Origin of the sequence: Sphaerisporangium fuscum (genome assembly GCF_018531465.1) — a bacterium.
Lineage (GTDB): Bacteria > Actinomycetota > Actinomycetes > Streptosporangiales > Streptosporangiaceae > Sphaerisporangium > Sphaerisporangium fuscum.
The window spans coordinates 59,088-73,282 of the sequence record NZ_JAHDTF010000027.1 but is presented as its reverse complement, the minus strand read 5'-3'; the positions used below and the strand labels follow the sequence as shown (position 1 = coordinate 73,282).

Annotated in this window: 14 protein-coding genes; 8 read left to right on the top strand and 6 right to left on the bottom strand. The window is 71.8% G+C overall.

Going from position 1 to position 14,195, the window contains the following annotated elements; genetic code table 11:
- Positions 1–693, bottom strand: a complete 693-nt coding sequence (locus KIK05_RS31760; RefSeq protein ID WP_214410784.1) for an ATP-binding protein — start codon at positions 691–693, stop codon at positions 1–3.
- A gap of 199 nt (positions 694–892) precedes the next feature.
- Here KIK05_RS31760 and KIK05_RS31755 point away from each other — a divergent pair, with 199 nt between their 5' ends.
- Positions 893–1,297, top strand: coding sequence for a response regulator (locus tag KIK05_RS31755; RefSeq protein WP_214410785.1), 405 nt, complete (start codon positions 893–895; stop codon positions 1,295–1,297).
- Positions 1,298–1,353: 56 nt separating this feature from the next.
- Here the strand turns inward: KIK05_RS31755 and KIK05_RS31750 are convergent, their stop codons facing one another.
- The gene (locus KIK05_RS31750) at positions 1,354–2,388 is read right to left on the bottom strand and encodes a hypothetical protein (RefSeq protein ID WP_214410786.1); all 1,035 of its coding nucleotides are present in this window, start codon (positions 2,386–2,388) and stop codon (positions 1,354–1,356) included.
- A 189-nt stretch (positions 2,389–2,577) separates the two neighbouring features.
- Positions 2,578–3,288, bottom strand: coding sequence for a response regulator (locus tag KIK05_RS31745; RefSeq protein ID WP_443729118.1), 711 nt, complete (start codon positions 3,286–3,288; stop codon positions 2,578–2,580).
- Positions 3,289–3,494: 206 nt separating this feature from the next.
- Between KIK05_RS31745 and KIK05_RS31740 the strand changes: the two genes are divergently transcribed.
- The gene (locus KIK05_RS31740) at positions 3,495–5,270 is read left to right on the top strand and encodes a sensor histidine kinase (protein WP_214410788.1); all 1,776 of its coding nucleotides are present in this window, start codon (positions 3,495–3,497) and stop codon (positions 5,268–5,270) included.
- 14 nt (positions 5,271–5,284) lie between these two features.
- Here KIK05_RS31740 and KIK05_RS31735 read toward each other — a convergent pair whose 3' ends face one another.
- From KIK05_RS31735 to KIK05_RS31725, 3 genes are all read right to left on the bottom strand, one after another.
- Positions 5,285–6,193 (bottom strand): EamA family transporter, encoded by a 909-nt coding sequence (locus KIK05_RS31735; RefSeq protein WP_214410789.1) that lies wholly within the window; start codon positions 6,191–6,193, stop codon positions 5,285–5,287.
- Between the two features lie 67 nt (positions 6,194–6,260).
- A complete protein-coding gene (locus tag KIK05_RS31730) occupies positions 6,261–7,034 on the bottom strand; it encodes an ABC transporter permease (protein WP_372455583.1) in 774 nt (257 codons plus the stop codon).
- On the bottom strand, positions 7,031–7,945 hold the full coding sequence (locus KIK05_RS31725) for an ABC transporter ATP-binding protein (RefSeq protein WP_214410790.1): 915 nt from the start codon (positions 7,943–7,945) through the stop codon (positions 7,031–7,033). Before KIK05_RS31725 ends, KIK05_RS31730 begins: the two co-directional genes overlap by 4 nt.
- Positions 7,946–8,179: 234 nt before the next feature.
- Between KIK05_RS31725 and KIK05_RS31720 the strand changes: the two genes are divergently transcribed.
- The 6 genes from KIK05_RS31720 (at position 8,180) to KIK05_RS31695 (ending at position 14,194) form a co-directional block, all read left to right on the top strand.
- Positions 8,180–9,034, top strand: coding sequence for a VOC family protein (locus KIK05_RS31720; RefSeq protein WP_214410791.1), 855 nt, complete (start codon positions 8,180–8,182; stop codon positions 9,032–9,034).
- Between the two features lie 131 nt (positions 9,035–9,165).
- Complete coding sequence (locus KIK05_RS31715) at positions 9,166–10,416, top strand: multidrug effflux MFS transporter (RefSeq protein ID WP_250562687.1); 1,251 nt, start codon at positions 9,166–9,168, stop codon at positions 10,414–10,416.
- Between the two features lie 112 nt (positions 10,417–10,528).
- The gene (locus KIK05_RS31710; protein WP_372455584.1) at positions 10,529–11,326 is read left to right on the top strand and encodes a helix-turn-helix transcriptional regulator; all 798 of its coding nucleotides are present in this window, start codon (positions 10,529–10,531) and stop codon (positions 11,324–11,326) included.
- Entirely contained in the window at positions 11,323–12,735 is a 1,413-nt protein-coding gene (sufB, locus tag KIK05_RS31705) for a Fe-S cluster assembly protein SufB (RefSeq protein WP_214410792.1), read from the top strand. The genes KIK05_RS31710 and sufB overlap by 4 nt, the downstream gene beginning before the upstream one ends.
- A 2-nt stretch (positions 12,736–12,737) precedes the next feature.
- The gene (gene sufD, locus KIK05_RS31700; protein WP_214410793.1) at positions 12,738–13,859 is read left to right on the top strand and encodes a Fe-S cluster assembly protein SufD; all 1,122 of its coding nucleotides are present in this window, start codon (positions 12,738–12,740) and stop codon (positions 13,857–13,859) included.
- Positions 13,856–14,194 (top strand): non-heme iron oxygenase ferredoxin subunit, encoded by a 339-nt coding sequence (locus KIK05_RS31695; RefSeq protein ID WP_214410794.1) that lies wholly within the window; start codon positions 13,856–13,858, stop codon positions 14,192–14,194. The genes sufD and KIK05_RS31695 overlap by 4 nt, the downstream gene beginning before the upstream one ends.
- The last annotated feature ends 1 nt before the right edge of the window (position 14,195 follow it).

The following is a 14,195-nucleotide window of genomic DNA, read 5'->3' as shown; positions in this document are numbered from 1 at the left end:
TCACACCTCGCCCATGGGCCACGGACGCCTCGCGTACACCGGCAGCTCGAACCAGACGGTCTTGCCGCGGTCCCTGCCCTCCACGCCCCAGCGGCGGGACAGCAGGTCGACCAGGTGCATCCCCCGGCCGGTCTCGTCGTAGGCGTCCACCTTCACGGCCAAGGTCGGCGGCTCGGGATTGCCGTCCTCCACCTCGCAGCGCAGCGTGCCCGCCGCCGAGCGGAGCCTGAGCACCGGCGCTCCCCATGCGTGCCGCAGCGCGTTGGCGAGCAGCTCGCCGGCGAGCAGTTCGGCGATCTCACTCTGGTCGTGGTGACCCCAGTCGGCCAGCTGCGACCGGATGAGGGACCGCCCCACCGGTATGGACCGGAAATCCTCACTGAGCACCCAGGACGCCCGCCGGGGACGCCGGGTGGACAGCCGCCGCACCGGCCCCGGGAGGCGGTGCAGCATGGTCCCGAGCCTCCGCAACAGCTTCGGAGGGTGCTTCGTGGGCCGGCACAGCAAGGTCGGTGCGGGCGTGTGGATCCGCAGAAACCGGTCGGCCACCGAGGTGAGGCACGTGAGCGCGAGACACGCCGGCAGGGCCGACTCCGCGAGGACGCGGGCGGCGGGAGAGCGCGGCAGGGGCGACGCCAACGGCGCCGTGGCCGTCATGGGTGCGGTGTACGTGCTGGTGAGCCGGGTATACATGGCGTTTCCCCTCTCCGCTCGCTTGCTGCTCCAGGTGCGTCGCGGTGGCCTGGCCTCCCGCGTTTCCCTGTCCACGATCCCGGCTCCGGCGCCCGCCGTCTTCGATGGCAGCCCCCATCTTGGGCTTCGCGCCAGCGGGGGCACCGACATTCCTGCTAGCTGCAATGCGCTCGGGGGACGGTGTTGAAATCCTGGTGATGTGCCGCTCAGCTGTCTCATCGTCGACGACAACGATCACTTCCTCCAGGTAGCCCGCCAGGTGCTCGAACGAGGGGGGATCGCCGTTGTAGGCGTGTCGTCGACCACCTCCGACGCGATGCGGCGGTTCGAGGAGTCCCGGCCCGACGTCGCGCTGGTCGACATCGATCTGGGTGACGAGAACGGCTTCGATCTGGCACGCCGCTTCTCCGAGGCCGCCGGGCGATCGGCCGGCGGCACGTGTTCGAGGGTGATCCTCATGTCGGCGCACCTCGGCGACGACTTCGCCGAACTGATCGCCGACAGCCCCGCCGTCGCGTTCCTTCCGAAGACGGACCTGTCCGCGAGGATCATCCACGACATCCTGGGCGAGAACGACTTCGGGAGCCCCGCGGGCCTCAGCTGACGCGGCTCCCGGACCTGTACTCGGGACGCCGGCCCCGGTGGTTCACACCCGGCCCGTCAGTGGAAGTCGGTGATGCGGAACACCGCCATCATGTCCGCCGCCCGGGAGCCGGTGGTGGAGAAGGAGGCCTCCACGCCGACCCAGCCACGGAAGGCTCCCCTGTCGTCGATGATCTGCATGAGCGGCTTGACGTGAGAGTTGCCGGTGTAGCAGAACTCACCGCGCTCCATCGCCAGGCAGGTGCACCAGTGCCACAGCGTGTCGCGGCGGTCGGAGTTGGAGATCTTCGTGAGGTAGTACTGGATGGAGCTGATGTCGGCGCGCGTTCCGCCGCCGTACTTGGGGCAGCCGCCGGACTTCTGGCACGCGCCGCGCGAGGAGGGCTGCAGGTAGGTCAGGCACGAGGTGGTGGTGGCGCAGGCCCGGAAGGCGGAGTTGCCGAAGGGCTGGTCGCCGGAGGTGACGAGCTTGCCGCCCGCCCAGCTCGTCAGGTCCTGCCTCAGCGAGCCGGGGAACGCCCTCACCGAGCTCATCGCGCGCCGGACGCCGGGCGCCGCGTTGCTGCCGTAGCCGTACCCGTGAGTGGCCAGCGTGCTGTACTTGAGGTCCAGACGGGCCAGCTTCCCGTCGGGGGAGGGCCGCACGTACCACTGCTCCGTCCACGTCTGGGCGATCTTCCAGCGGATGGTCAGCACGTTCCCCGACACGGTGTACGTCCCGGTGCGGCTCTCGCCGGGAGCGCCGGTGAAGCCTCCGGCGGTGAGCACTTCGCAGGTACGGGGGCGCGACCGGGAACCGCCGGCCTTGGTGCTGCAGCCGGCGTCGGGGACGAGGCCGGTGCGCTGCCTGGCGACGGGGTGACGCTGCCACCACAGGTACAGCGCGGCGGTCACGGTGCCGTCCGGGGCGAAGCGGTAGCTGCCCAAACGGACCCAGTTCTGTCTGGAGGCGGCTTCGAGATGCCCCTGGGAGACGACATAGGCGGCCCTGCCACCCGGCAGCGGAGAGGCGGAGACGCCGGCGGAGGCCGGCTGGGGAGGCGCCATGACGATGCCGAGAACGAAGGAGAGGACTGCCGCTGCAGCACGCATGGAGAGACTCCCGAAGGCTTGCGGACGTGGCCGTTGTCCACGGGCCACCGTATTCGCCCCGGACCCGTTGCGTCCCCCGAACGGCCGAACGGCCGCGCGACGGCAGGGGGAACCATGGAGGCTTCACGATCACCGCACCGGAACGAAGGTCGACCGCCGGACCCCACCGATCTCGACTTGGTACAGGCCCTACCGCGACTCCAGGAACGCCAGGACGGCGAGGACGCGGCGGTGGTCCTCCTGCGTCTCGGGCAGCTGCATCCTGGTCAGGATGCTGCGCACGTGCTTCTCCACCGTGCCCTCGGTGATCCACAGCCGGTGGGCGATGCCGGCGTTCGACCGGCCTTCCGCCATCAGCGAGAGCACCTCGCGCTCACGCTGCGTGAGCAGCTCCAGCGGGTCGTTCTTCCGGTGGGCGGCGACCAGCTCCTGGACGACGCAGGGGTCGACGACCGACGCGCCGAGGTCGATGCGCCGGATCGTCTCGATGAAGTCGGCGACGTCCATCACCCGGCTCTTCAGCAGGTAGCCGACCCTGCTGCCCGCGGCGAGCAGCTCCATCGCCTGCTCGACCTCGACGTGCGCAGACAGCAGCAGGATGCCCGTGCCGGGGAACTCGCGGCGTATCAGGCGGGCCGCCTCCAGCCCCTCGGTGGTGTTGCTGGGCGGCATGCGGATGTCCACGATCGCCAGATCGGGGACGTGCTCGCGGACCAGGGCGACCAGCTCGGAGGCGTCCTTGGCCTGGCCGACCACCACGAAGCCGTACCGCTCCAGCAGGCTGGCGAGCCCTTCGCGCAGCAGGACGTCGTCGTCGGCCAGCACCACCGTCCTCGGACGCTCGGTGCGCTCCGCGCCGCGCCCCGTGGCGCCCGCCGACGGGGCGCCCGCACTGGTCACGGAGAGTGGGACATCGCCGGCAGAGGCGCCGGGACGGGACGGGGAATCCCAGGTGGAACGGGGTGGGCGGGCGCCGGCACGCGAGCACGGACGGTCAGGGGCCCGCCTCGACACGGGGGTATGCTTGAGAGTTATGTGAGCGGTTTTCATCACTGCTGCTCCGCCCGGAACGTCCGCGACTTGCGATCGGAGTCGCGGTCGGCGCCGTGTGTGTCGCCCTGGAAACCCTCATCGCGCATCATCTGGATGCGATCGCGCCCGTCCAATCTCTGGCGATAGTCTATCTTCCCGCCGTCCTGCTGTTCTCCCTCGCCTGGGGCCTGCCGGCCGGCATCCTGCTCGCGCTCGTCAGCGTCCTGGCCTACAACTACGTCTTCATCGCACCCTACGGGTCCATCGCCGTCGCCGACAGCGAGGACATCGTCACGATCCCGATCTTCCTCGTCGTCGCCGCTGTGACGAGCTGGCTGGCGGCCCGGGTCCGACGCATGGCGGCCGAGACCACGCGGCGCCGTCAGGAGGCCGACCTGTCCGCCCGGCTCGGCCAGATCCTGCTCGGTACGATCGACCTGGAGGCGGGCCTGGAGGCGGCGGCGTCCCAGCTGGCCGTCGATCTGGGCCTGCCGGAGGCGAAGATCGAGGTCTCCGCGGTGACCGGTGACGAGGCGCACCGGGCCGTACCGCTCGTGGACGGTCGTGCCCCGGTCGGCACGCTCCTGCTGCCCGCCGGCACGCCCTCCGAGACCGTCGAGTCCCTGCGCGCCAGGATCGTGCCGTCACTGGCCGCGCTGGTCCGGGCGGCCCGCGACCGCGCCGTCATCCGCGGTTCGCTGGCGGCCAGCCGCGACGAGTACCGCCGCGTCGCGGAGGAGCAGGCCGCCCTGCGGCGGGTCGCGACGCTCGTGGCGCGAGGCGTCTCGCCGACCGAGCTGTTCAGCGCCGTCGCCTGCGAGATGGGACGCCTCCTGCACGCCGACCACGCCGGGATCACCCAGTTCGACCGGGCCGCCGGTCAGATCGTCTCGGTCGGCTCCTGGAGCGTCTTCGGCCCCGAGTTCATGCTGCCCGTCGGTTTCACCTGGCCGGCCGACCACCCGAGCGCCTCGGCGAAGGTGTGGCGCACCGGGCGCCCGGCGCGGATGACCGACTACGCGACCGCCGGCGGCCACATCTCCGAATGGGCGCGTACCCGCGGCATCCGCTCCTCGGTGGCCTGCCCGATCACCGTGGACGGCCGGCTGTGGGGCGCGATGGTGGCCCTGGCGGCAACGCCGTTCCAGCGGGAGGACGCCGAGCGGCGCATGGTCGGCTTCACCGAGCTCCTCGGCACGGCGATCGCCAACGCGCAGGCGCACGCGCAGCTCGCGGCCTCCCGGGCGCGGGTCATGGCCGCGGCCGACGAGTCCCGCCGCCGCGTCGAGCGCGATCTGCACGACGGCGCCCAGCAGCGCCTTGTGTCCCTCGGCCTGGAGCTACGGGCCGTGGAGGCCGCCATGCCGCCCGAGCTGGAGCAGCTGCGTGAGCAGCTGTCGCTCACCGTCGAGGGCCTCGGGGGGGTGCTCCAGGAACTGCAGGAGATCTCCCGGGGCCTGCACCCCGCGATCCTGTCCAAGGGCGGCCTGGCCCCGGCCCTGAAGGTGCTGGCGCGCCGTTCCTCGGTCCCGGTGAAGCTGGAGGTGGACCTGGAAGGCCCGCTCGCCGAGCGGGTCGAGGTGACCGTCTACTACGTGGTGTCCGAGGCGCTGACCAACATCGCCAAGCACGCGCAGGCCTGCGAGGCCTCCGTCCGGGTGACGGGGCGCGACGGCGCCGTCGAACTGGTGGTGCACGACGACGGGGTGGGCGGGGCGCGGCTCGACCAGGGGTCCGGGCTGATCGGCCTGATGGACCGCGTTGAGGCGCTCTCGGGCAGGATGGAGGTCTTCAGCCCCAAGGGGAACGGCACCCGCATCGAGGTGCGCATCCCCGCCCAGCGGCGGTAGCCGCCGCCGGGCCGTCAGGACGTCCGGGTGGCGCCGACCGAGGCGATGACCACGCAGCCGATCGCCGCCCACTCGCGCACCTGCAGGAACTCTCCCAGCACGAACAGGCCGACCAGGGCGGCGGCGGCCGGCTCGAGGCTCATCAGGATGCCGAAGACGCGCTTGGGCATCGTCCGCAGCGCCTGCAGCTCGAGGCTGTAGGGGATCACCGAGGACAGCAGCCCGACACCGGCGCCCAGCAGCAGCAGATCCGGGCGGAGCAAACCGGTGCCGCCCGTGGTCACCCCGATCGGCGCGATCACGACGACCGCGATGATCATGGCGAAGGACAGCCCCGTGGTGCCCGGGTAACGCTTGCCGACCGCCGCCGACAGCAGGATGTACCCCGCCCAGCACAGTCCCGCCAGGGCCGCGAAGCCCATGCCCACCAGGTCCAGCCCGCCGCCCTGCCACGGGGCGAGCAGGACGATGCCCGTGGCGGCCAGCACCACCCACAGCAGGTCGAGGCGGCGCCGCGAACCGGCCACCGCCACCCCGAGCGGGCCGAGGAACTCGATGGCCACGGTGACGCCCATCGGCAGGCGCGCCAGCCCCTCGTAGTACGAGAGGTTCATCAGGCCGAGCGTGACCCCGAAGGCGGCGCCGACGGCGAGGTCGCGCCGGGTGAGGCCGCGCAGCCGGGGGCGGGCGACCAGGGCGAGGATCACGGCGCCGGCGGCGATCCGCACGAAGACCACCGCGCTCGGCGGCAGCTGCGTGAAGAGGTTCTTGGCCAGCCCGGCCCCGATCTGCACCGAGAGGATCCCCAGCATGACCAGGCTGGAGGGGGGAAGCGCGCCGGCGGCGCTGCGCAGGAGGGCGCCGGGGCGGAGGCGGTCCGGCTCGTACGGCCCGGAGGACGCGGACAGGGAGGGCACGGTCATCAGGCGTTCTCACGTTCCTCGCACGCGGCGGTGCGATCGGGGGGAGGGGGATGCGGAGGAGCCGGGCTCACTCCCAGCGGAAGGTACGGGAGGCCACGAACAGCGTCACCGCGGCCCAGGCGAGCAGCACCAGCAGCTCGCGGGCCGGCAGCCCGCCGCCGTGCGCGAGCACCGAGCGCAGGCCCCCGGTGAGCGCCGTGATCGGCAGCAGCTCGACGACGGCCCGCACCGCGTGCGGGAACGCCGTGACCGGCAGGACCACGCCGCCGAGGCCGAGAAGCACCAGGTAGACGAGGTTCGCCGCGGCCAGGGTGGCCTCGGCGCGCAACGTGCCCGCCATCAGCAGCGCCAGCCCGCTGAAGGCCGCCGTGCCGGCGATCACCAGCAGGACCGCCCAGACGGGATCGCCCTGGGGGTGCCACCCCATCGCGAGCGCCACGGCGGCGATCACCACGATCTGGAGCACCTCGACGGTGACCACCGCGAGGGTCTTGGCCAGCATCAGCCCCGGCCTGGACAGGGGAGTGGCGCCGAGGCGTTTCAGCACGCCGTACCGCCGCTCGAACCCGGTGCCGATCGCCTGCCCCGTGAAGGCCGTGGACATGATCGCCAGCGCGAGCACGCCGGGGGCCACGAAGTCGATGCGCCTTCCGGGCAGCTCCAGCAGCGGCGCCGCGGAGAACCCGACGAGCACCAGGATCGGGATGATCAGCGTGAGCAGCAGCTGCTCGCCGTTGCGCAGCACCGCCCGCACCTCGGCGGCGGCCTGCGCGAGCACCATGCGGGGCAGCGGCGCCGCGCCCGGGGCCGGGGTGAAGTCGAGGGCCGGGCGCGAGGTCAACGCAGTTCCCTTCCGGTGAGCTCGAGGAAGACGTCTTCGAGGGTGCGGCGCTCGACGCTGAGGTCGTCGGTGGTGACGCCCTCGGCGGCGCACCAGGCGGTGACGGTGCCGAGGAGCTCGGGGCCGACGTGGCCCTCGATGACGTAATGGCCGCTCGGCGACTCCTTGGCGGTGCTGCCCGTGGGCAGCGCGGTCAGCAGCTCGTCGAGGTCGAGGCCGGGCCTGGCGCGGAAGCGCAGCTGCCGCTCGGCGCCGGTGAGCCCCTGCGGGCTGCCCTGGGCGACGACGGTGCCGCGGTCGATGATCACGACCTTGTCGGCGAGCTTCTCCGCCTCGTCCATGTGGTGGGTGGTCAGGACGACCGACACGCCCCGGGCGCGCAGCTCGCCGACGACGTCCCAGCAGGCGTGGCGGGCCTGCGGGTCGAGGCCGGCCGTCGGCTCGTCGAGGAAGACGAGCTCGGGGCGGCCGACGACGGCGGCGGCGAGCGACAGGCGCTGCTGCTGGCCTCCCGACAGGCGGCGATAGGGGGTGCGGGCGTGGTCGGCGAGGCCCAGCCGTTCGAGCAGGGCGCCGGGGTCGAGGGGAGAGGCGTGGAAGCGGGAGACCAGCCGCAGCCACTCACCCGCGCGGATCGCCGGCGGCACCCCGCCGGACTGCAGCATCACGCCCACCCGCGGCTTGAGCTCGGCCGCCTGGCGGACGGGGTCGAGGCCGAGGACGGACACCTCGCCGCCGTCGGCCTTCCGGAACCCCTCGCAGATCTCGATGGTGGAGGTCTTCCCCGCGCCGTTGGGGCCGAGGATCGCGGTGACGGCACCGCGATCGGCGGTCAACGTCAGGCCGTTGATCGCGACGGTGCGGCCGTATCGCTTGACCAGGTCGGTGACCGCGACGGCGGGGGCTTCCATGCTGACGAGTTTAGGGACCGCCGTGTGTGGTTCCTTCGCCGGACCTCGGGCTCGGCGTCGGGGGCCGGTAAAGGTTGGGAGCGTCTCCTCCCAAGTGGGGCGTCCGGCCCGGGTCCGGACGCCCGCCGCGTGTGAGGCTGGCCCCGTCCCCACCGCCCGAGGCGGCCGCGGCGCGAGCCCTCCGGCGCGTCCCGGCGAGCGGGACAGCGCGACGACGCCGTCGAGGAGGCCCGCATGCCCGCCCGTACCGGTTACAAGCCCGGCATGCCCTGCTGGGCCGACCTGTCCAGTGCCGACCTCGCCGTCTCCGTGGCCTTCTACGAGGGCCTGTTCGGCTGGCGCGCCGAGTTCGATCCGCGCCCGGAGGCCGGGGGGTACGGGTACTTCCGGCAGCGGGACAAGCTGGTGGCCGGGATCGCCCTGGCGTTCGACCGGGCCAGGCCCTCGGCGTGGAACGCCTACATCGCGGCCGACGACGCCGAGCCGGTCGCCCTGAAGGTCAAGGAGGCGGGCGGGCACGTGGTCACCGGCCCCGTCCAGGTCTTCGACGAGGGCACCATGGCGGTCTTCCGCGACCCGTCCGGGGCGGCCTTCATGGTGTGGCAGGCGGGCAGGCACCACGGCGCGCAGCTGGTCGACGAGCCGGTCGCGCTCTGTCGGCTCCACCTCGACACCCGCGACCCGATGGCGGCCAGGTCGTTCTACCCCGCCGTCTTCGGCTGGGGCTCCCGCACCTCGCCGGACGGCCGGTACACCGAGTGGCTGGCCGACGGCCGCCCCGTGGCCGGCATGCCGACCCAGCCCGGCCCGCCGGCGTCGGCCCCGGAGGCCCACGCCGGTGCGATCGCCCCAGAGGCCCGTACCGGGTCCGCCGTCCCGGAGGCCGGCACCGGGGCGGTCGCCGCCCCGGACGCGCGGTGGCTGGTCTGCTTCGCCGTCGCCGACTGCGACGCGACCTCCGCCCTCGCCGAGCCGTGGGGCGGCGGTGTGCTGCGCCCCCCGTCGGACCTCCCCATAGGGCGCCTCGCCGTCCTCGCCGACCCGCACGACGCCTCCTTCGCCGTGGTCACCCCGAGATCCCCCAGGTGACCGCCCGCGCGCTCTGAGAGCAGGAGCGGGAAGAAAGTTCTTTATCTGGGAATTGGATGACCTTTACCCCTGTTGGTGTCCTCTTGGGCCCCTGAGGGCCGCTTGGCGTCGGGCGCTTGGGAGGGGACCGCATGACCGTCGGCATGCCGCGAGACGAGACCGTGGCGGAGGCCGGAACGGCCGTGGCGGGACCCCGGCGCAGAGGGCTCCTGCTGCTCGTCCTCGGCGCGCTGTCGGCGATCGGCCCGCTCTCGATCGACATGTACCTCCCGGCGCTGCCCGCCATCAGCGGCGAGATGCTCACCGGGGCCGCCCAGATCCAGCTGACCCTGACCGCCTGCCTGGTCGGGGTGTCGGTGGGCCAGTTGGTGGCCGGGCCGGTGAGCGACGTGCGGGGACGGCGGGGCCCGCTCATCGCGGGCGTCGGCGCCTACGCGCTGACCTCGCTGCTGTGCGCCTTCGCCCCCTCGGTCGAGGCCCTGGTCGCGCTGCGCCTGCTCCAGGGACTCGCGGGCGGCGCCGCGCTGGTGATCGTCCGCGCCGTGGTGCGCGATCTGTACGACGGGCCCGCGATCACCCGGATCTTCGCCACGCTGATGCTGGTCAGCGGCCTGGCGCCCATCATCGCCCCCATCGCGGGGGCGCAACTGCTCGCCGTGACCTCCTGGCGGGGGATCTTCGTGACGCTCAGCGTCGCCGGCCTCCTCCTGCTCCTCGCCGTGCTCGCCGTGGTGCGCGAGACCCTTCCTCCCGGGGACCGGGACGGCGGAGGGCTGCGGCACACCCTCGCGACGTTCGCGCTGCTGCTGCGTGACCGGTCGTTCATGGCGGCCGCGATGGCGGGCGGCCTCGGTTTCGCCGCCATGTTCGGCTACATCTCCGGCTCGCCGTTCGTCCTGCAGCAGATCTACGGGGTGAGCCCCGCGGGCTTCTCACTGATCTTCGCCGCCAACGCGCTCGGCCTCACGCTGATGGCCCAGGTCGGCGGCCGGCTGGCCGGCCGGGTGTCCGCCGGACGGCTCGTGCTCAGCGGGCTGCTGGTCAGCTTCGCGTCGGCGGCCGTGCTGACGGCCGCGGTCGTCGCCCACCTCGGGGTGGCCACCGTGGTGGCCTCGCTGTTCGCGATGATGTGCGGGATGGGCCTGTCGATCCCGGGCTCGGGCGCGCTCGCGCTGGCCGGGCAGCCGCCCCAGGTCGCGGGCAGCGCCTCGGCGCTGCTCGGCCTGCTGCAGTTCCTGCTCGGCGGTGTCGCCGCGCCGCTCGCCGGGCTCGGCGGCTCGGGCACGGCGCTGCCGATGGCCGTGGTGATGACGGGGCTCTCGGTCGTGGCCCTGGTGGCGTTCCTGGCGCTGAGCCGGGGACGGGTGGCGGAGGCGGCTTGATCGGCGTCGACGTTTCTCCTGCTTAGGTAAGCCTTTCCTACGTGACCAAGGCCATGTGGGGTGCCCCCACATCAGGTTGTGTCTCGGGAAGGAATTACGGCACACTGATGTTGTGAAAAACGTGGCTGGGATTACGCAGGCCGAGAAGGGCGCGGAGCGCGGCACACGCGCACGCGTCGCTCGGCTGATCCTGGAGCACGGCCCGATCAACGCCGCCGCCCTCGGCGAACGGCTCGGGTTGACACCGGCGGCGGTGCGTCGCCACCTCGACGCGTTGCTCGCCGAGGGCATGATAGAGCCTCGAACGGGACGGCCACGCGGCCAGCGGGGGCGCGGACGGCCGGCGAAGCTGTTCGTGATCACCGACGCCGGGCGCAGCGCCTTCGTGCACGCCTACGACGGCCTCGCCGGGAGCGCCCTGCGCTTCCTGGCCGAGCGCGCCGGGGCGGAGGCGGTCGCCGACTTCGCCCGATCCCAGGTGAGCGGCCTGGTGAAGCGCCTCGCGCCCCTCATGCGCGAGGTGCCCGCCGACCAGCGGGTGCGCGTGCTGGCCGAGGCCCTGACGGCCGACGGCTACGCCGCCTCGGCCAGCCAGGCCAAGTCGGGCGGAGAGCAGCTCTGCCAGCACCACTGCCCGGTCGCGCACGTCGCCGCGGAGTTCCCGCAGCTGTGCGAGGCCGAGACCGAGGCGTTCGGGCAGCTGCTCGGCACGCCGGTGCAGCGCCTGGCGACGATCGCCCACGGCGACGGGGTGTGCACGACTCATGTGAGTCCGCGCGCCCTCACATCACAGAGGAACGCGCCGCCGCACTCCAGGCGGAGCGCGAACCAAGCCACGTCAGACAGCTCCGACGTGACGATAAGCACTTCGCGGCAAGCGATTGAGACGAGCAAGGAGACCGGAAGGTGACTGTCACCGACCGCCCGGAGCTTGAAGGCCTCGGGAGTTACAAGTTCGGCTGGGCCGACCCCGACGTGGCCGGCGCCACGGCGCGCCGAGGCCTCTCCGAGGAGGTCGTGCGCAACATCTCCGCGCTGAAGGACGAGCCGGAGTGGATGCTCGACCTGCGCCTGAAGGGACTTCGGCTCTTCGGTAAGAAGCCCCTGCCGACCTGGGGGTCCGACCTCACCGGCATCGACTTCGACAACATCAAGTACTTCGTGCGCTCCACCGAGAAGCAGGCCGCCTCCTGGGACGAGCTCCCGGCCGACATCAAGTCGACCTACGACAAGCTCGGCATCCCCGAGGCCGAGAAGCAGCGCCTGATCGCGGGCGTCGCCGCCCAGTACGAGTCCGAGGTCGTCTACCACAAGATCCGTGAGGACCTCGAGGAGAAGGGCGTCATCTTCCTCGACACCGACACGGGCCTGAAGGAGCACCCCGAGCTCTTCAAGGAGTACTTCGGGTCGGTCATCCCCGTGGGCGACAACAAGTTCGCCTCGCTCAACACCGCCGTGTGGTCGGGCGGGTCGTTCATCTACGTGCCGCCGAACGTCCACGTCGAGATCCCGCTGCAGGCCTACTTCCGGATCAACACCGAGAACATGGGCCAGTTCGAGCGCACCCTGATCATCGTCGACGAGGGCTCCTACGTCCACTACGTCGAGGGCTGCACCGCGCCGATCTACTCCTCCGACTCGCTGCACAGCGCGGTCGTGGAGATCATCGTGAAGAAGAACGCCCGCTGCCGTTACACGACCATCCAGAACTGGTCGAACAACGTCTACAACCTGGTCACCAAGCGCGCCGTCGCCTACGAGGGCGCCACCATGGAGTGGATCGACGGCAACATCGGCTCTAAGGTCACGATGAAGTACCCGGCCGTCTACCTCATGGGCGAGCACGCCAAGGGCGAGACCCTGAGCGTCGCCTTCGCCGGTGAGGGCCAGCACCAGGACGCCGGCGCCAAGATGGTGCACCTCGCGCCGAAGACCTCCTCGACGATCGTCTCCAAGTCGGTCGCCCGGGGCGGCGGCCGCACGTCCTACCGCGGCCTGGTCCAGATCGAGGAGGGCGCGGCCGGCTCGGCGTCGACCGTCAAGTGCGACGCCCTGCTCATCGACCAGATCAGCCGCTCCGACACCTACCCCTACGTCGACGTCCGCGAGGACGACGTCTCCATGGGCCACGAGGCCACGGTCTCCAAGGTGTCGGAGGACCAGCTGTTCTACCTCATGAGCCGCGGCCTCAACGAGGACGAGGCCATGGCGATGATCGTGCGCGGCTTCGTGGAGCCCATCGCCCGCGAGCTGCCGATGGAGTACGCCCTGGAGCTCAACCGCCTGATCGAGCTGCAGATGGAAGGAGCGGTGGGCTGACCATGGGCCTCGACACCAAGCCCCTCTCCACCCTGCACGGCAGGTCGTCCTACAAGCTGGAGGACTTCCCCGTCCCCAGCGGGCGCGAGGAGATGTGGCGCTTCACGCCCCTCTCGCGCCTTCGGGGGCTGCACGACGGCACGGCCAAGCCGTCCGGCGAGATCCTCGTCGAGGTGCACCCCGCGCCCGAGGTCTCGGTCGAGACCGTCGGCCGTGACGACTCCCGCCTCGGCAAGGCGTACGTTCCGACCGACCGCGTGAGCGTGCAGGCCTTCACCTCCTTCGAGAAGGCCACCGTGATCACGGTGCCGAAGGAGGCCGTCGCCTCCAAGCCCACCGTGGTCAACCTCCGCGGCACGGGCACCGGCACGGCGTACGGCCACATCGTGGTCGCCGTCGAGCCGCTCGCCGAGGCCGTCGTGGTCCTCGACCACCAGGGCAGCGCGGTCTACGCCGACAACATCGAGTTCGTCGTCGGCGACGGCGCCACGCTCAAGGTCGTCAGCCTGCAGGACTGGGACGACGACGCCGTGCACGTCTCCCACCACCACGCCCAGCTCGGCAAGGACGCCACGTTCAAGAGCTTCGTGGTGACCCTCGGCGGCGACCTCGTGCGCCTGTCGCCGTCGGTGGCCTACACCGGGCGCGGCGGCGACGCCGACCTGAGCGGCATCTACTTCGTCGACGCCGGCCAGCACCTCGAGCACCGCCTGCTGGTCGACCACAACGTGCCCGACTGCCGCAGCAACGTCGACTACCGCGGCGCGCTGCAGGGCGACGACGCGCACGCCGTGTGGATCGGCGACGTGATCATCCGGGTCGAGGCCACCGGCACCGACACCTACGAGCTCAACCGCAACCTGATCCTCACCGACGGCGCCCGCGCCGACTCGGTGCCGAACCTCGAGATCCTCACCGGTGAGGTCGCGGGGGCGGGTCATGCCTCGGCGTCGGGCCGGCTCGACGACGAGCACACGTTCTATCTGCAGGCCCGCGGCATCCCGTACGACGAGGCGCGCCGCCTGGTCGTGCGCGGCTTCTTCGCCCAGCTGATCCAGAAGATCGAGGTCGAGGAGATCCGCGACCGGGTGCTCACCGCGGTGGAGGCGGAGCTCGCCCGATGACGTTCGAGAAAGTCTGCTCTCTGACCGACATCCCCGACGGCGGCGTCGTCGGGGTCGAGGTCGAGGGCAAGCCGGTCGCGCTGGTGCGCGAGGACGGCGAGGTGTACGCCCTGCACGACGTCTGCTCGCACGCCGAGGTCAGGCTGAGCGAGGGCGAGGTGTACGACGGCACCCTTGAGTGCTGGCTGCACGGCTCGTGCTTCGACGTCCGCACGGGCAAGCCCACCGGGCCTCCGGCCACCAGGCCCGTCCCTGTCTACCGAGTGAAGCTCGAAGGCGACGACGTGCTCGTCTCGCTCGACAGCGCCGAGAATGCCGAAAACCAGGAGTCTTGAA